Source organism: Hyphomonas sp. (assembly GCF_046313975.1).
Classification (GTDB): domain Bacteria; phylum Pseudomonadota; class Alphaproteobacteria; order Caulobacterales; family Hyphomonadaceae; genus Hyphomonas.
On the sequence record NZ_JBKBXB010000016.1, the window covers coordinates 15898 to 30901 of the forward strand.

The 15004-nt window shown below is 64.3% G+C and carries 16 protein-coding genes and 1 tRNA gene; 9 read left to right on the plus strand and 8 right to left on the minus strand.

Features of this window, described 5'->3' with window-relative positions:
- Positions 1-15 precede the first annotated feature (15 nt).
- Positions 16-480 (minus strand): hypothetical protein, encoded by a 465-nt coding sequence (locus ACK4TE_RS07665; RefSeq protein ID WP_409910907.1) that lies wholly within the window; start codon positions 478-480, stop codon positions 16-18.
- 197 nt (positions 481-677) lie between these two features.
- Positions 678-890, minus strand: coding sequence for a hypothetical protein (locus ACK4TE_RS07670; protein ID WP_409910908.1), 213 nt, complete (start codon positions 888-890; stop codon positions 678-680).
- 375 nt (positions 891-1265) lie between these two features.
- On the opposite strand from ACK4TE_RS07670, the gene ACK4TE_RS07675 reads away from it, so the two are divergent.
- The gene (locus ACK4TE_RS07675) at positions 1266-1775 is read left to right on the plus strand and encodes a hypothetical protein (protein WP_409910909.1); all 510 of its coding nucleotides are present in this window, start codon (positions 1266-1268) and stop codon (positions 1773-1775) included.
- 63 nt (positions 1776-1838) lie between these two features.
- On the opposite strand, the gene ACK4TE_RS07680 is transcribed toward ACK4TE_RS07675, so the two are convergent.
- Positions 1839-2279, minus strand: a complete 441-nt coding sequence (locus ACK4TE_RS07680) for a DUF3617 domain-containing protein (RefSeq protein WP_409910910.1) — start codon at positions 2277-2279, stop codon at positions 1839-1841.
- A 230-nt stretch (positions 2280-2509) separates the two neighbouring features.
- Here ACK4TE_RS07680 and ACK4TE_RS07685 point away from each other — a divergent pair, with 230 nt between their 5' ends.
- The 5 genes from ACK4TE_RS07685 (at position 2510) to ACK4TE_RS07705 (ending at position 8938) form a co-directional block, all read left to right on the plus strand.
- Positions 2510-4042 carry an acyl-CoA carboxylase subunit beta gene (locus tag ACK4TE_RS07685; RefSeq protein ID WP_409910911.1) on the plus strand — a complete coding sequence of 511 codons (1533 nt, stop codon included), beginning with the start codon at positions 2510-2512 and terminating at the stop codon, positions 4040-4042.
- A 302-nt stretch (positions 4043-4344) separates the two neighbouring features.
- The gene (locus ACK4TE_RS07690) at positions 4345-5292 is read left to right on the plus strand and encodes an alpha/beta fold hydrolase (RefSeq protein WP_409910912.1); all 948 of its coding nucleotides are present in this window, start codon (positions 4345-4347) and stop codon (positions 5290-5292) included.
- A 90-nt stretch (positions 5293-5382) separates the two neighbouring features.
- Positions 5383-6327, plus strand: coding sequence for an alpha/beta fold hydrolase (locus tag ACK4TE_RS07695; RefSeq protein ID WP_409910913.1), 945 nt, complete (start codon positions 5383-5385; stop codon positions 6325-6327).
- 260 nt (positions 6328-6587) lie between these two features.
- Positions 6588-8162, plus strand: coding sequence for a hypothetical protein (locus ACK4TE_RS07700; RefSeq protein WP_409910914.1), 1575 nt, complete (start codon positions 6588-6590; stop codon positions 8160-8162).
- 2 nt (positions 8163-8164) lie between these two features.
- Positions 8165-8938, plus strand: a complete 774-nt coding sequence (locus ACK4TE_RS07705) for a hypothetical protein (protein WP_409910915.1) — start codon at positions 8165-8167, stop codon at positions 8936-8938.
- A gap of 3 nt (positions 8939-8941) precedes the next feature.
- Here the strand turns inward: ACK4TE_RS07705 and ACK4TE_RS07710 are convergent, their stop codons facing one another.
- The 3 genes from ACK4TE_RS07710 to crcB are packed head-to-tail and all read right to left on the minus strand — an operon-like array spanning position 8942 to position 11057.
- Positions 8942-9628: an HAD-IA family hydrolase gene (locus ACK4TE_RS07710; protein WP_409910916.1), complete on the minus strand. Its 687-nt coding sequence runs from the start codon at positions 9626-9628 to the stop codon at positions 8942-8944.
- Complete coding sequence (locus ACK4TE_RS07715; protein ID WP_409910917.1) at positions 9628-10677, minus strand: RluA family pseudouridine synthase; 1050 nt, start codon at positions 10675-10677, stop codon at positions 9628-9630. The genes ACK4TE_RS07710 and ACK4TE_RS07715 overlap by 1 nt, the downstream gene beginning before the upstream one ends.
- Positions 10674-11057 carry a fluoride efflux transporter CrcB gene (gene crcB, locus ACK4TE_RS07720; RefSeq protein WP_409910918.1) on the minus strand — a complete coding sequence of 128 codons (384 nt, stop codon included), beginning with the start codon at positions 11055-11057 and terminating at the stop codon, positions 10674-10676. The genes ACK4TE_RS07715 and crcB overlap by 4 nt, the downstream gene beginning before the upstream one ends.
- A gap of 93 nt (positions 11058-11150) precedes the next feature.
- Between crcB and ACK4TE_RS07725 the strand changes: the two genes are divergently transcribed.
- Both ACK4TE_RS07725 and ACK4TE_RS07730 read left to right on the plus strand, forming a co-directional pair.
- Positions 11151-11224: transfer RNA gene (locus ACK4TE_RS07725), tRNA-Gly, on the plus strand.
- Positions 11225-11366: 142 nt separating this feature from the next.
- Positions 11367-11762: an HU family DNA-binding protein gene (locus ACK4TE_RS07730; protein WP_409910919.1), complete on the plus strand. Its 396-nt coding sequence runs from the start codon at positions 11367-11369 to the stop codon at positions 11760-11762.
- 83 nt (positions 11763-11845) lie between these two features.
- On the opposite strand, the gene ACK4TE_RS07735 is transcribed toward ACK4TE_RS07730, so the two are convergent.
- Together ACK4TE_RS07735 and ACK4TE_RS07740 are read right to left on the minus strand one after the other, a co-directional pair.
- Positions 11846-12766 carry an ROK family protein gene (locus tag ACK4TE_RS07735; protein ID WP_409910920.1) on the minus strand — a complete coding sequence of 307 codons (921 nt, stop codon included), beginning with the start codon at positions 12764-12766 and terminating at the stop codon, positions 11846-11848.
- A 117-nt stretch (positions 12767-12883) separates the two neighbouring features.
- Positions 12884-13639, minus strand: a complete 756-nt coding sequence (locus tag ACK4TE_RS07740; protein WP_409910921.1) for a helix-turn-helix transcriptional regulator — start codon at positions 13637-13639, stop codon at positions 12884-12886.
- Between the two features lie 102 nt (positions 13640-13741).
- Between ACK4TE_RS07740 and ACK4TE_RS07745 the strand changes: the two genes are divergently transcribed.
- Entirely contained in the window at positions 13742-14920 is a 1179-nt protein-coding gene (locus tag ACK4TE_RS07745; RefSeq protein ID WP_409910922.1) for an acyl-CoA dehydrogenase family protein, read from the plus strand.
- Positions 14921-15004 lie beyond the last annotated feature (84 nt).

Consider the following 15004-nt stretch of genomic DNA (forward strand, 5'->3'; position numbering starts at 1 on the left):
CTTACGCCGGACCGGTCACGGCGCCAAGCCCTGTGCGGCGGGCGCGCGGGCCTCGCTGTAGCGCGGGGCCGAGAGGCGCAGGAGGTCGACAACCGTGCGGGTTTCCGGATCTATCAGCACGAGGGTCTGGCCGAAGCGGACGGTGCGCAGGCGCTCGTCTTTCAGGTCGGTCATCACGATGACGCGGAACTCGGCGGCGACCAGCGGCACTTCGGACGGGATCACCATCCCGATTTCCAGCTTTTTCTCGATCGGCGCCGGCGTGAAGCAGATCTTCTGTGCCGCAAGGCCGATGGCGCACGGCGTCTCGCGTATCAGGAATCCGCGGCTGAAGGCATTGAAATCGGATTCCGAAAATGCCCGCACGCCGGCGGGCTGATCCGAGGTTGCCTCGGCGCCGTCCGGACGCGTGGCGATAAAGGCGCCTAGCGCGAACAGGGCCGTGCCTGCGATAGCCATTTCGAGTTTCAGCGTCTTCATCGCCTGCGGCGTCCAGCTCTGTGAGGGCCAGCCCCGGCCCTGCTCATGAGCGCGGAATGCACCGGGCTTTCCTAACAGACGATGAACGCGAAACCGGGGCGGCGGCGCGCCCCTCGTCGGGCCTGCAGGCGCGGCTGCAGGGGCGCGCAGGATTGCAATTGCGCAATGCTGCCGGGCGCTCAGAGGCCGCGGGATTTCTACGGGACCTCCGGGTGATTCCAGCTTTCTACATCCTGCTCCAGCGCCGAAAGGTCGAGCCCGCCAACGGGATCGAGCGGGATCACCGGGGCCCGGCTTCCGGCCGGAACGGCGAAGGCCTCAAGTAGGCGCAGGGTGAACCGGCTGTCGGCGATCAGGGCGCGGACGGCCTCAGTGGCGAAACAGTAGGGGGTCATCAGGCGGGCGGTCATGGGTCTCTCTCAGGCTTGTGGCTCACGGGGCGGCAGGATGCCGCTTTTTGTGAGTAATTGTTCACTCGTATATAAATGTGGCGGAATTGTGGCGATGCGAGCGTTTGTTCACTGGATTGGGGGTCGGGGATGCACCTTTTCAGTCTGGCAGGGGTGGATCCGGATTTGAGGCGCGGCGCTGATGGCATCTGGATACCTGCTTTCGCAGGTATCTCTGGTGAGGGTGGGGATTGTGGCGCTGGGTCCCGGCTTTTGCCGGGATGACAGGGTGGAGAGGTTGGGCCGTGGGGCGGCAATGCCGGATGAACGGGAGTGGAACCGGGGATGAACGGGGGCTTCACGGGCGGTTTGGACTGCGTGTGATTTTCTGCCGCCATGAAGAAACCGCTTCGCACTCTTGGAGCCGCTGTCGTTGCGCTTGCTGCGCCGGCGCTTCTCACCCTTCCCGCCGCCGCGGATACGCGCGGCGCCCTCGCCAAGGTGGAGACCCGGCTTGGCAATGACACGACGCTGACCCTGGCGGTCGGCTCGGCCGGGTATGACCGCCGCTACGGGCCGGACTATCGCTACGGGCTGAACCCTTGGGGCCAGAGCGACCGCGAGGTGCGCGCGCTACGCCGCGATGCGGAGCATGCCTGCCGCCAGGCGATCCGCTATGAGGCGCGCCAGATCGGCTTCCGCGATGTCGATATCGATGATGATATCCGCCTGCGCCAGACGGGCGCCTACAGCTTCGTGCTCAACTTCCGTGAGGTGGAGTTCGAGAGCAAGCACCGCGATATCGAAACGCGCGTGATGTGCGAGACGCGGCGCGGCCAGGTGGTGTCGCTGAGCGGCGTGCCCCGCGCGCCGCTCCCCGGCAAGGGCAAGGGCCCGCGCTGGTAGCCTGTTCCTGACCCCTGAACCGCACCCGGACCGGACATCCGGGTGCGGATGACTTTCGGGGACTTACTCCGCCGGGCAGGCGCCGGCGCGGTAGCCGATGATGGACATGTTGGCAGGCATGGTGGTGTCCCATTCCGGGGAGGTGATGTCGACCTTGCCGGTGATGCTGAGGGTCTCCGGCGTGTGTTTCACGGCGAAGGTGCCGCCCGACATGCCTTCCTGAACCGCGCAGCTGATGCGCAGGGTGGCCGCGCCGTCTTTGTGGACCACATCCTGCGCCGTACACTCCTCGCCGCCGCTCATCGCGATGACGAGATCGGCAACCTCCATGTTCGATTCTTCCTCGAGCAGGCATTCGGTGAAGGCATCGGCTTCCGTGTCGCCGAGGAATTCGAAGGACAGGTCGACTGCCCATTCCCCCATCGACAGCGGGACCGGCCCTGCCCCGGCCGCACCGGCAAACGTGATGGCAAGCGCGGCAGCGGCGGCGGCGTGACGGATCATGGCAAGGCTCCTCTCTGGCCCGGACGGGCGATATGGTGTCAGGGTGGCATGAAGCCGGTGGCGGGTGAAGCAGGCCTGAACAGGGCGGCGGGCGGTATTTTCCCCCGCGGAACCCTCACCTGCGGGCCGATCCGTTTTTCTGTCGCGGGGGCATCGCTTGCCAAGGGCGCGGGAGGGGGTATTCAGTCAGCCCCGGACTTTCCCTCACCGATTTCTCAGGAGCCCGGCGCATGCAGGATTTCATCGAAGCACTGGAAGCGAAACGCGAAGCCGCCCGCCTTGGCGGGGGCCAGGCGCGGATCGACAGCCAGCACGCCAAGGGCAAGCTGACGGCGCGCGAGCGCGTGGCCGTGCTGCTGGATGAAGGCAGCTTCGAGGAATACGACATGTTCGTCGAGCACCGCTCCAGCGATTTCGGCATGGAGAACCAGAAGATCCCCGGCGACGGTGTGGTGACCGGCACCGGCACGATCAATGGCCGGCTGGTCTATGTGTTCTCCAAGGACTTCACCGTGTTCGGCGGATCGCTGAGCCGGGCGCATGCCGAGAAGATCGTCAAGGTGCAGAAGATGGCTGTGCAGAACGGTGCGCCGGTGATCGGCATTTTCGATGCCGGCGGCGCGCGCATCCAGGAGGGCGTGGACAGCCTGGCGGGCTATGCCGACATCTTCATGGAGAACGTGCTCTCTTCCGGCGTGATCCCGCAGATCTCGGTGATCATGGGACCGTGCGCAGGCGGCGACGTGTACTCGCCGGCGCTGACCGACTTCATCTTCATGGTGAAGGATACCTCCTACATGTATGTGACCGGCCCGGACGTGGTGAAGACGGTGACGAACGAGGAAGTGACGCACGAGACGCTCGGCGGGGCCTCGGTGCATGCGAAGAAATCCGGAGTGGTGGACGGGGCGTTCGAGAACGATATCGAGGCGCTGATCCAGATGCGACGGCTGATCGATTTCCTGCCCGCCTCGAACCGCGAGGCGCCCCCCGTGCGCCCGGTGACAGACGTATATGACCGGCAGGAGTGGAGCCTCGACACGCTGATCCCGCCGAACCCGAACACGCCGTATGACATGAAGGAGCTGATCACCAAGGTGGTCGACGAGGGCGACTTCTTTGAGATCTCGCCGCAGTTCGGCGGCAATATCATCTGCGGCTTTGCGCGCATCGAAGGCTCGACGGTGGGCGTGGTGGCGAACCAGCCGATGACGCTGGCGGGCGTGCTGGACATTGACGCGAGCCGGAAGGCGGCGCGGTTCGTGCGCTTCTGCGACTGTTTCAATATTCCGCTGGTGACCTTCGTGGACGTGCCGGGCTTCATGCCGGGGACGAAGCAGGAATATGGCGGCCTGATCAAGCATGGCGCGAAGCTGCTGTTCGCCTATGCCGAGGCGACAGTGCCGAAGGTGACCGTCATTACACGGAAGGCTTATGGCGGCGCGTATGACGTGATGAGCTCCAAACACCTGCGCGGCGATGTGAACTATGCCTGGCCGACGGCGGAGATCGCCGTGATGGGCGCGAAGGGCGCGGTGGAGATCATCTTCCGCAAGGATATCGGCGACCCGGAGAAGATCGCCGCGCGCACGAAGGAATATGAAGAGAACTTCGCCAACCCCTATGTGGCCGCGAAGAAGGGCTATATCGACGACATCATCATGCCCCACAACACGCGCCGCCGTGTTTCCAAGGCGCTGCGCACGCTGAAGGGCAAGAAGCTCAGCAATCCGTGGAAGAAGCACGACAACATTCCGCTTTAGGGGCTCGCCGGGACTCCGGCGTCTCTCCCGGCACGGCTGGCGGGCTGCCGGAAAAAATCTGCGCCCCGTTGCAGCCGCGACACTGACCTTCACGCAAACGTCAAATTGACGTGCGCGTCTGGCGCGGGAGCCGCAGGTCTGGACGGTGGCGCGTGCCGTAGTTTTGGGCAGTGGACGCGGAGGCCGACGGTTTCAGCGGGGCTTTAGGCGCCCGCGCGCGCGATTTAACTGCGACGGGCTCTCGACCGTGAAGACATTCCTCTGCAAGATTTCTGTCGTGGGAAGAGTTCCGGGGGGAACTGATGGCTGATCTCAAGTCCGGCGCGCGATTACCTCATCCGGAGGATCCCGCGCGCACGGGTGCGGCCGATGCTCCGCAGGCAAACCAGACGGGCGATGCCGGCAGCCTGCGCCGCGTGCTGCGTATCTGGCGCACCCGGACGCTTCGCAGCGGGCGGCGCGTGGAGTTCATGCAGTTCGGCCGGGACGGACTGCGCCCGCTGATCTGGCTGCACTCGGTCGAGTATCCGTCAGCGCCGCCCTGGGGGCTGTGCGTGGATGCGGCCGAAGCGGGCTTCGGCATCGTGGCGATCCGCCGGCCGGGCTTTGGCGCGACGAGCCGGGTGGAGACGATCGAGGATGAGGCGGGCCTTCTGGCGGAGTTCATCGATGCGGAAGGCTACGAGAACGCCGTGCTGGTCATGGAAGGCTCGGCGCGCCCGGCGGGCGTTCGCCTCGCGATGTCGTCGAAGCGGATCGCGTTCTCGGTCCTCGCCAAGCCCGGATACAACAACCAGCCGCTGGAGGAGAACGAGCCGGACTGGGTTGCCAACATCCTGCGCCAGACGCTTCTGTCGCAGGCGGGGGCAAACCTGGCGCTCGCCTCGATGCGCAATCTCGGACCGGGATGGCTGTATGGCCCCTTCTTTGGTGTGGAGGGCGACCAGGATTTTCTGAAGACGCACCGGCGCGATGTCGCCGATGCCTGGCAATGCCTGTGCGCGATGGATGCGGCAACCTTCCGGCGCAACATCGCCTTTGCCCAGCCAGACCCCCTGCTGACGGCGGGCGCGCTGAAGGATTTTCCCGGCATCGCGGTGATCGGCGAGGACTCGCCGCCGCCATGGCGGACGGGTTTCGATGCACGCTCCGGAGAACTTGGTATACGGACGGTTATCCTTCCCAAAGGATGTATTTTCGTGCTGCAGCAGAGCCGGAAGGAACTGTTGGAACTGCTCAGGGATATATAGAAAAGGAGATGGTCATGCTTTACTTGCCCGATGCGGTATCCGAACGTCTCCGAGCGGCAGGCGAAACCCCCGGCGAAAGGGTCTGGTCAGATGAGCACCGCGCGGAATGATACGGGCCGCAGCCTGACAGAGCCGGCGCAGGGCAACCTGCTGGACACGGTGGGCGAGCGCAAGCGCGTGCTGCGCATCTGGCAGACAGCGCGCGTGGGCCCGGCAACCCGAAATCTCGAATTCATGCAGTTCGGCCGCGACGGTCTGCGCCCGCTCGTGTTCCTGCATTCGATCGAGTATGCGAGCGCGCCGTCCTGGGGCTTCTGCGTCGATGCCGCGCATGCAGGCTTTGGCACCTTCGCCATCCGCCGGCCGGGCTTTGGCGCGTCGGACCGCGTGGACGGCGCAGACGCGCAGGCAAGGCTGATCGATACCTTCCTCGAAGAGGCAGGGCTGGAGAATGTGATCCTCGTTGCGGTCGGCTCGTCCTGCCCGGTGGGGTACCGGCTGGCGGCGACGTCGCCGCGTGTGACGTACACGGTATATATCAACTGCGTGTTCAACCGGGATATCCTGGAAGAGTTCCGGCCACAATGGCTGGCGCCGATCTTCGTGCAGGCGCTGCAGAACCCTGCTGGCGCGCGCCTGTCGCTGGAAGCGCTGAAACAGGTGGCCCGCACGCGCAGCCCCGGTTGGCTTTATGAATCCTTCCTGCAGAAAAGCCCCGGCGACCTGACCTTCGTGCGCACCTATCTGCGCGATATCGAGGCGGCCTGGGAGACAGGATCGCGCATCCATCCGGACACGTTCCAGGAAGAAATGCGCTGGTCGCTGCAGGATGATGACTTCCTGACGGACGGCCTGCTGAGAAGTTTTCGCGGTATCGCGCTTTCCGGCGCAGAGACGACCGACACCTGGAAGGCGGGCTTTGAAGCGGAAGCAAAACGCATCGGCGTTCCGTTCGGATACCTGCCGAGCGGCGACATCTTCGCGGCCTATCGGTGCGCGGGTGAACTTCTCGACATCATCCGGGAATGTGGCTGACAAGTCGCCTTTCCGCCACAGGCGTTAGCAAAGCCTTGCGCGCGAAGATTCTGCCCGGGCGTGGCGCTGCGGATACAACGCGTGTGTAGTGCGATGAAATTGTTCGGATTGAAGCGGCCGCAGGCGCATTACAAATTGCTCAGTTAACGAACATTACGATTTTGGAAGAAGCCTTCCGCGTTCAGACTCTGGCAAGTCCTCGGGCAGAGCCTTTGTTACGGCCTGATGGGAGGCCGCAGGAATTTGCACGAGGACTGGGAATGACGAAGAAGACAGTGCGCTGGGGCACGGATATCGGTTGCCCGAAACAGATCCGGACATTTGAAGCCCGCAGCGAACTCTCCGATCACGGACTGAAAGGCCGGCGCGCGAAGGGCGAGCTGGGCCTCAGCCGCGGCATCACCCGCAAGGAGGCGCGGCGCGATGCGGCAGACGCTCTGCCCGCCTCCGAAGCGATGACGCAGGACCAGTGGAGCGAGCGCGAGCAGATGATCGCCGAGCGCGCCGAAGAGGTGCGCCGGGGCACCACGACCTGGATGTCGGTGACGGCGGCGAAAGTGCGCGACTATATCCACGACACGGCGCCGGCAGACATTCACCCCGACCAGCTGCGCGAAGCGATCAAGGCGGAAGAACACGAATACCGCCATTACGAGACAGACGATTCCAATGACGCGAAGGAGCGCCATTCGGCGGCCATCATAGAATTGCAGGCGTTCAAGGAGCGACACGGCGACCGTCTTGGCCAGCGCACACCGGACATCAAGAAGAATGTCGAGCAGGCAATCGCCATCCTCGTTTTCATCATGCTTGTGGAGGGCGCGTTCAACGCGCTTCTGTTCAAGGATGCGCAGAGCGCCGGCTTGCTGGGCGGATTGCTCGTGGCGTTTGGCGTGTCGGCGGTGAACGTGTTGTTCGGCGTGACGGCGGGCTTCTTCGGCCTGCGCTACCTGAACCATCCGGCGCTGGCGGCGAAGATCGCCGGCGGTGTGCTGGCGGGCGTTTGCATCCTGCTTGGCATTTTCCTGAACTTCTTCGTCGCGCATTTCCGCGACGCCGTGGAGCTCGGCCTGATGGCCGCCGAGGCGGAGAACCGGCTGACGGAGTTTTCCATGTTCGAGATAGCGCCCGGAGCTGTGATCTCTACCATGTTCCCGAACATTTTCGGGCTGGACAGCTTCGTGGCGCTTGCGCTTCTGATCCTTGGACTGACGGTTTTCTCGCTGGCGGTATATGAAGGCTATGACCGGATTTCCGACCCCTATCCCGGTTATGGCCGCGTGTGGCGGAAAGAACGCAAGGCCTATGAGCGACGCCAACAGCTGCGCGAGGATTTGCGCGGGGACTTGTCGAACTATTTCTCCGCGAGCCGTATCTGGTTCGAGACGCAGCTGTCGCGCCATGCGGCGGCGAAGCGCGAGATCGAGAAGGCGATGAACCTCCTGGAATCGCGGCGCGATATTGCGGTCGCGATTGCCTCTAAAGCGGCAGACCAGGAGCGCGGGCTGAAGGTGGCTTACCGGCAGGCGCACCGGCGGATGCGCAACTCGCTGCGCGACAAGCTGGGCGAGCAAGCCGCCTGCCCGGCCTATTTCGACGAGATCCTGACGCCGCAACTGCCGCCCTTCGACTATGCGAAGGAACGCGCGCAGGCGAATGCCGCGATCAAGACTATCGACCAGAACATCACGGCGCTGAACCTGACGCGCGAGTGGCTGGAAACGCATATCCAGCAGGTGCAGCAGGGGCTATCTTCCATCGAGAAGAAGGTGGCCGACGAGATTGCCCGCGTGCGCGATGCGCGCGGCAATGACAACGCGAAGAAGGCGGGCTGACGATGCCGAGACGCAAGGAAGCAGGACCCTGGTTCTGGCGCGGCGCGATTGCGCTGATGCTGACCTCCGTGTTCGGACTGTTTGCCGCCGCGGCGATCCACCAGCCGCCGGGCACGGACAAGGAGACTGGATGCCGCCTCGACCGGCAGGACCCGGCGCATACGATCATCCTTGTCGACCAGTCGGACCCGTTCAACGCGACCGATCTCGACTGGGTGCGCAGCCTGCTGGACGGCGAGGCACGCGTCATGCCGCGCTATGGCCGGCTGACACTGGTGGTGCCGAACTCGGCTTCGCCGTTTGATCCGGTCACGATATATTCGGTCTGCTCGCCAGGCAGCGCGGAGGAGGCAAACCCGATCTTCCAGAACCCGAAGATGATCGCGGCGGCCTGGGAGAAGAAATTCCATGCGCCGATGATGGCGAAGGCGGATGAGGCGCTGCGCGATACGGTGGCGCCGAGTTCGCCGCTGATGGAGGCGATCTACACGATCGGCGACCGGCCGGATTTCCAGGACCATGTACCGGCGCGCCGGCTGATTCTCGTGTCAGACCTGATGCAGCATTCGAAAGGTTTTTCGATGTATCGCAGCGGGGCCGATGCGGAGAAGTATGCAGTCTCTGACCTCGCCGCGATGCGGGCGGGGCTGGAGGGGGTCGAAGTTGCCGCCCGGATTGTGCCGCGACAGCAATATGCGCTGCCTCTGGAAGATGTGACGCTGTTCTGGCGGGACTGGTTTGCCGCGACGGGGGCGGAGTATAATTCGGTGCGGTAGGTCCTAGCCGACAGCAAACTCATTCAGACTGTCCCTCAGTGTGCGGAAGTCATGGTGCACTTCATGGGCGCCAGCGTCTTGCAGTTCGTCGGCGCGGCCGAAGCCCCAGCTGACGCCGAGGGAGCGCACGCCGGCAGCGCGGCCCATCGCGATGTCGTGGATGGCATCGCCGATCATCAGCGACTGGCCGGGCGTGCAGCCGAGCGCGCCCATCGCCTGCTCGACCATGAAGGGGTTCGGCTTGCCGGGGCCGTCATCGGCGCACCAGACCGTGTCGAAATAATTCTCGATGGGATGCGTGGCGAAGAGCGAGGCGAGGCCGCGGTGGGATTTTCCGGTAGCGACCGCCATCAGCCAGCCGGCATCGCGCAGGGAGTCCAGCGTTTCGAGGGCGCCTTCGTAGAGCGGTTCGTGGAAGCCGTCTGACGTGCGATGCACCGTGAAGGCGTTCTTGTAATTCATCACCAGCATCTCGAGCCTGCCGCGATCAATATCCGGCGGAGCAAGGATGGCGCAGCCTTCATACAGGCCGAGGCCGACGATCTTGCGCGTCGCCTCATAGTCCGGGGGCGGAAGACCTGTCTCGCGGAAAGCGGTTTCCATACAGGTCTGGATGACGCGGCGCGAGTCGACCAGCGTGCCGTCGACGTCCCAGATAGCGAGGCGTAAATCCTTAGAAGGTCCGGGCATCAGATGAACGGCGCCAGCGGGTCCTTGCCCGCTTCCTGTTCGAGGAAGCCGAGCGTGGCGAAGGTTTCTTTCATGTGCTCCGGCAACGGTGCGGTGATGACGGTCGGCTTGCCGTGTTCGCGCGGGATGACGAGGGCGCGGGCGTGCAGGTGCAGGCCGGGCGCAAGGCCCTGCGGCACTTCGCGGCGGGACTTGTATTTCGTGTCGCCGAGAATGGAGGTGCCGATTTCCAGCATGTGGAAGCGCAGCTGGTGCATGCGGCCGGTTTCCGGGCGCAGGGCGACCCAGGCAGCTTTCTGCGCGGCGGTGGAGATGACGTTATAGTCCGTGATCGCGTGGCGGGCGCCTTCGACGCCCTGCGCGGAACGGATCATGCGTTCGCGGTCGCCGTCGCGGCGCTTGCCGGCTTTGGGATCATAGGGTCGGTAGCCCGAGGGTTCGTCCGCATCCGGAACACCCTTGACCATCCAGCAGCGGATCTGACCCATGGGCGGGTTGGGCACGCCGACCGTGACCGCCCAGTAGACCTTGTCCATGTCGCGGCCGCGGAACATGTCGGCCAGCTGGTGCGCGGCGCGCGGATGCTTGGCGAGGAGGAGGACGCCGGACGTGTCCTTGTCGAGCCGGTGGACGAGCACCGGGCGGTGCTCCTCCTCGGCATAGACGCTCTGCAGCAGGCCATCGATATGGCGCCCCTGCCCCGAACCGCCCTGCACGGCGATGCCGGCGGGCTTGTTCAGGGCCATCATGTCGTCGTCTTCATAGATGATGAGCGACTCGAGGAAGGCCTTGTCCTCTGCGCTGGCGCGAGCGGCATGGTGCGCCTTGGGCGCCATTGTTTCTGTACTGAAGATCGGCAGGCGCACCTCGTGGCCTTCCTCAAGGCGCTGGCTGGCCTTGGCGCGCGCGCCGTTGACGCGGATCTGGCCGGTGCGCAGCATCTTCTCGATCTGGCCCTGTGTCAGCTGGACACGCCGCTTGATCCAGCGGTCAAGGCGGGTGTCGGCTTCCTTGGCGGAGACGATTTCGGTGATGATCTGGCCGCTCATGCGAAGAGTTTCCGGGCAAGAATGAGGCCAAGGGCAAGCGCGGCGCAGGCGAGCACGACCGACAGGCCGGCATAGGCGGCCGCCTTGCCGGTTTCGCCCGCGCGGATGAAATTCATCACTTCGAGGGAGAAGGCCGAGAAGGTGGTGAAGCCGCCGAGCACGCCGGTGGCGAGGAAAAGGCGCAGGGTCTGGCCGGCGCCTTCGGTGCGCTCTGCCAGCCAGCCGGCCAGCAGGCCCATCGCCAGGCCGCCGAGAATGTTCACTGTGAATGTGCCCCACGGCCAGCCCTGCGGCATGTGGCGCAGGCTGAGAAGGCCGACACCGTGACGCAGGCTGGCGCCGAGGGCGCCGCCGAGGGCAACTGCAAGAAATCCGTTCATTTGGGGCCATTTACACGGGTGCGGGTGCGGGCGCCAGTGCGCAAAGGCGGGCCTTGCGCAGCAGGGTTTTCCGGCTCAAATAGCCGGGCGCGCGCGGGTGTAGCTCAATGGCAGAGCAGCAGCTTCCCAAGCTGACGACGGGGGTTCGATTCCCCTCACCCGCTCCATTCCCCAGCTTGCGCGGCGCGTAAAGCAAAGATATTCGGTCACGCACTTCCTCGAATCACACACATCGTTGTAACTAAAAAACAGCAAAAACCCTTTAATCAGGCTGTTTTTTGCCCCCCAATGTCTAGAAAGGATACTGACATGGCCGTTAAGGCGAAGACTGTTAAAAAAGCTCCGGCTGCCAAAAAGGCTCCGGTGAAGAAAGCTCCGGCTGCCAAGAAAGCCCCGGCAAAAGCCGCTGCGAAGAAAGCTGCGCCGGACGTGATGACCGTGAAACACCTCGCGGCAGAACTGTCGGAAGCGCACGAAATGCCGAAAAAGCAGGCTGAACTCGTTGTCACCGACTTCATCGACCGCATGGGCGGATACCTGAAGAAGGGCAAGAAGCTGCGCATCACCGGCCTCGGCATCCTGCAGGTTCGCCACCGCCCCGCCCGCAAAGGCCGCAACCCGGCAACCGGCGAGTCGATTAAGATCAAGGCTTCGAAGAAAGTTGCCTTCCGTCCGTCGAAGGACCTGAAAGACCGCGTTCTGTAAGCTTCGGCAAACACAACCCGATCAAAGCGCCCGGCCCGCAGATTGCGCGGCCGGGCGTTTCTTTTGCATGCTCCGTGTACGGCTTATGCGGTCCAGTCGCTGTTCGCCATGGCCTGGCGGGCCAGCGTGACGCCGCCGAAGAGGCCGGCATCCTCGCCGAGCGCCGGGCGCTGGATCAGGGCTTCGATGTCGCCATCCGTGAGGCCGAGATAGCCACTGAGCAAATGGCCAAAGGCGGCGCGCACTTTCGGAACCAGCCCTTCAGCCTGCATCACGCCGCCGCCGAGCAGGATGCGCTGCGGCCGGCCGGTGTAGAAGAGGACTGCGCAGGCCTGCGCAAGATAGAAGGCCTCAATCTCCCAGGCCGGATGGTCCGCAGGCAGAGTTTCCGGCGGGCCGAAGCGGCGGGCGATGGCGGGGGCGCTGGCGAGGCCTTCAAGGCAATCGCCGTGGAAAGGGCAGACCCCTGCAAACTCGCGGTCGGCGGGATGGCGCTCAACGCGGATATGGCCGAACTCCGGATGCGACGGCTTGCCGATGAACGCGCCGGAAGACCAGAGGCTGGCGCCGATGCCCGTGCCCACGGTGATATAGGCTGCGCTGGAAAGGCCGCGAGCAGCGCCGCGGTCCACTTCTGCAGCGAGGGCGCCATTAACGTCCGTATCGAGAATAACCGGCACGCCGAGCGCGGAGAAGAAGCGCGCAGAAAGGCGTGTTCCCGCCCAGCCGGGTTTGGGGGTCGCGTAGAGCGTGCCATAGTCCGGCGAGGCCGGGTCGACATCGATGGGGCCGAAGCTGGCAATGCCGAGCACGTTTAGCCTGGTGCCGCGCTCCTTCATTTCCCAGCGGAAGAAATCGACACAGGCGCCGATGGTGGTTTCCGGCGTGGTGACGGGCACACGCAGCGTTGCGAGCAACCGCCCGTCCGGCGCAGCGACGGCGCACTTGAACGTTGTGCCGCCAGCATCAATGCCGCCGATCAGGGGCGCGGGGGACTCTGCCATGGTTAGGGAACCGTTTCCAGTCGCAAAGGTGTGTGGACGCTGCATGCGTGCAGAGTTTCATGTGCCACTTGCCGAAGGTTTACGCCAATCGATGCAAATGCGCAGAAGCGGCACATTTCAGGCCGGGCCGATATAGCCGAGATTGGTGGCGAGGCGGATGGTTTGCGAGCGGCCGGAGACGCCGAGCTTGCGGCTGGCATTGGTCATGTGGAAGCGGATTGTGGGCACCGAGACGCTCATGATGGTGGCGATCTCGGCATCCGTCTTTCCGGCTGCGGCCCATTTCAGGCACTGGATTTCGCGTCGCGTGAACTCGACCGATTCTGAAGGCGCGTGCGCCTGCACAGCGTCGCGGTAGGCGGAGATGAATTTCAGCGACAGGAGGTGAAGCTCTGCCGCACGAGCGGTGAAGATGGCAGGCACATCGAGCGCCGCGTCGCCGGTTGCCCAGACGATGGCACCGATGGCGCCGAGCGGGGAATGGATCGGCGCGGCGATGGCGCCGCCAATGCCGTGGCCGGCATAGTCTTGCGGATCGAGATGGGCGTTGACTTCGTCCAGCGCGCGCACATCGCGCCAGCTGCCGAGGCGGCCCTGATGAAAATAGAAAGGCTCGGCGCAGACGCGGAACACCTGGATGAGGCTGGCTCGCAGAGCGAAGGAGCGGTCTTTCCAGTACTCGACGTCCGGGTTCAGCCAGCGGAACACCGTTTCGGCGAGCGGCTTTCCATCCGGGCCGATCATCGGCGCGGGATCGCTGATATCGGCGCTGACGGCGATGTAAGGAAGCCCCATGTCGCGGCCCGCGCGTTCGATGTCGCGGGCAAGGCCGAGCACGCCCTTGAGCGCGGAAGTGTCCGGTATTTGAGTCATGACGCTTGCCGGAGGCCTATCACTTCTGTCAGCTTGCACCGCCGGACGCGGCCCGGTTTCGTGAGACAAGAAAAATGCGCCGCTTGGGGAGACACCAGAAACATGAACCTCGATCTGACGCCGGAGGATATCGCTTTTCGTGATGAAGTGCGAGCGTTCCTGAAGGACAAACTGACGCCTGACCTTGCGGCAGCCGGACGCCTTGCGACGAGCGTGTTCATCGAGCCGGAATACTCCCTGCCCTGGCAACGCATCCTGCACAGGAAAGGCTGGGTGGCGCCGCACTGGCCGAAAGAATATGGCGGCACCGGCTGGGACGAGATGCAGCGCTATATCTTCGCCTCCGAATGTGCGCGCGCTGGCGCGCCGGGCCTTGCCCCGATGGGGCTCGGCATGGTGGGGCCGTGCATCATCGGCTACGGCACGCCAGAGCAGAAGGCGTACTACCTGCCGCGCCTGCTGGCGGGCGAAGATTACTGGTGCCAGGGCTATTCGGAGCCGGGGTCGGGATCAGACCTCGCCTCGCTGCAGCTGAAGGCGGAGAGCGACGGCGACGATTACATCCTGAATGGCACCAAGATCTGGACGACCCACGCCCACCACGCCAACAAGATGTTCTGCCTTGTAAGGACGGATCCGAAAACAAAGCCGCAGCTGGGCATCACCTTCCTTCTGCTCGACATGAAATCGCCCGGCATCAAGGTCGACCCGATCATCACGCTGGCGGGCGAGCATGAGCTGAACCAGGTATTCTTCGACAATGTGCGCGTGCCGAAAAGCGGACGCCTCGGCGAAGAAAATGATGGCTGGTCGGTGGCGAAGTACCTTCTGGAATTCGAGCGGGGCGGCGGCTCATCGGCGGGGCTTGAGGCCGTGCTGGGGCGGCTGAAGACGCACCTGTTCACGCATGGGGCGGATGCCGGGCTGATCCGGCGCTTCGGCGACGTGTCGATGAAGCTGGAGGCGATCAAGATCACCGAGCAGCGCGTGCTGGCGGAGCTGACCGGCGGGCAGCCGCCTGGGCCGGCAGCCTCGATGCTGAAAGTTCAACGCACCGAGCTGATGCAGGCCATCGACACGCTCGGCATCGAAGCGCTGGGCGAACATGCCGGCGTACACCAGCCGGACGCCTGGCTGCCGGGCGCGAATGTGCCGGTGATCGGGCCGGACGCACTGGTGACCGGCATGGCGCGCTACCTGAACAACCGGGCGGGCTCGATCTATGGCGGCTCGAACGAAGTGCAGCGCAACATCATGGCGAAGGCTGTGCTGGGCCTGTAGACGCAGCGTCATACTATCAGTTTCGATAGCTTGTCCGCGCCCTCGCCGGGCCGTCATTCTCCCATCCAAACACCGATAAGCTAT

Bases quoted from the DNA above. Each gene is read 5' to 3' on its own strand.
- ACK4TE_RS07695 (WP_409910913.1), top strand. From the start codon at position 5,383: ATGAGCACCGCGCGGAATGATACGGGCCGCAGCCTGACAGAGCCGGCG.
- ACK4TE_RS07730 (WP_409910919.1), top strand. From the start codon at position 11,367: ATGGCCGTTAAGGCGAAGACTGTTAAAAAAGCTCCGGCTGCCAAAAAG.
- ACK4TE_RS07665 (WP_409910907.1), bottom strand. From the start codon at position 480: ATGAAGACGCTGAAACTCGAAATGGCTATCGCAGGCACGGCCCTGTTC.
- ACK4TE_RS07715 (WP_409910917.1), bottom strand. From the start codon at position 10,677: ATGAGCGGCCAGATCATCACCGAAATCGTCTCCGCCAAGGAAGCCGAC.
- crcB (WP_409910918.1), bottom strand. From the start codon at position 11,057: ATGAACGGATTTCTTGCAGTTGCCCTCGGCGGCGCCCTCGGCGCCAGC.
- ACK4TE_RS07705 (WP_409910915.1), top strand. From the start codon at position 8,165: ATGCCGAGACGCAAGGAAGCAGGACCCTGGTTCTGGCGCGGCGCGATT.
- ACK4TE_RS07670 (WP_409910908.1), bottom strand. From the start codon at position 890: ATGACCGCCCGCCTGATGACCCCCTACTGTTTCGCCACTGAGGCCGTC.
- ACK4TE_RS07710 (WP_409910916.1), bottom strand. From the start codon at position 9,628: ATGCCCGGACCTTCTAAGGATTTACGCCTCGCTATCTGGGACGTCGAC.
- ACK4TE_RS07680 (WP_409910910.1), bottom strand. From the start codon at position 2,279: ATGATCCGTCACGCCGCCGCCGCTGCCGCGCTTGCCATCACGTTTGCC.
- ACK4TE_RS07675 (WP_409910909.1), top strand. From the start codon at position 1,266: ATGAAGAAACCGCTTCGCACTCTTGGAGCCGCTGTCGTTGCGCTTGCT.
- ACK4TE_RS07745 (WP_409910922.1), top strand. From the start codon at position 13,742: ATGAACCTCGATCTGACGCCGGAGGATATCGCTTTTCGTGATGAAGTG.
- ACK4TE_RS07735 (WP_409910920.1), bottom strand. From the start codon at position 12,766: ATGGCAGAGTCCCCCGCGCCCCTGATCGGCGGCATTGATGCTGGCGGC.
- ACK4TE_RS07690 (WP_409910912.1), top strand. From the start codon at position 4,345: ATGGCTGATCTCAAGTCCGGCGCGCGATTACCTCATCCGGAGGATCCC.
- ACK4TE_RS07700 (WP_409910914.1), top strand. From the start codon at position 6,588: ATGACGAAGAAGACAGTGCGCTGGGGCACGGATATCGGTTGCCCGAAA.
- ACK4TE_RS07685 (WP_409910911.1), top strand. From the start codon at position 2,510: ATGCAGGATTTCATCGAAGCACTGGAAGCGAAACGCGAAGCCGCCCGC.
- ACK4TE_RS07740 (WP_409910921.1), bottom strand. From the start codon at position 13,639: ATGACTCAAATACCGGACACTTCCGCGCTCAAGGGCGTGCTCGGCCTT.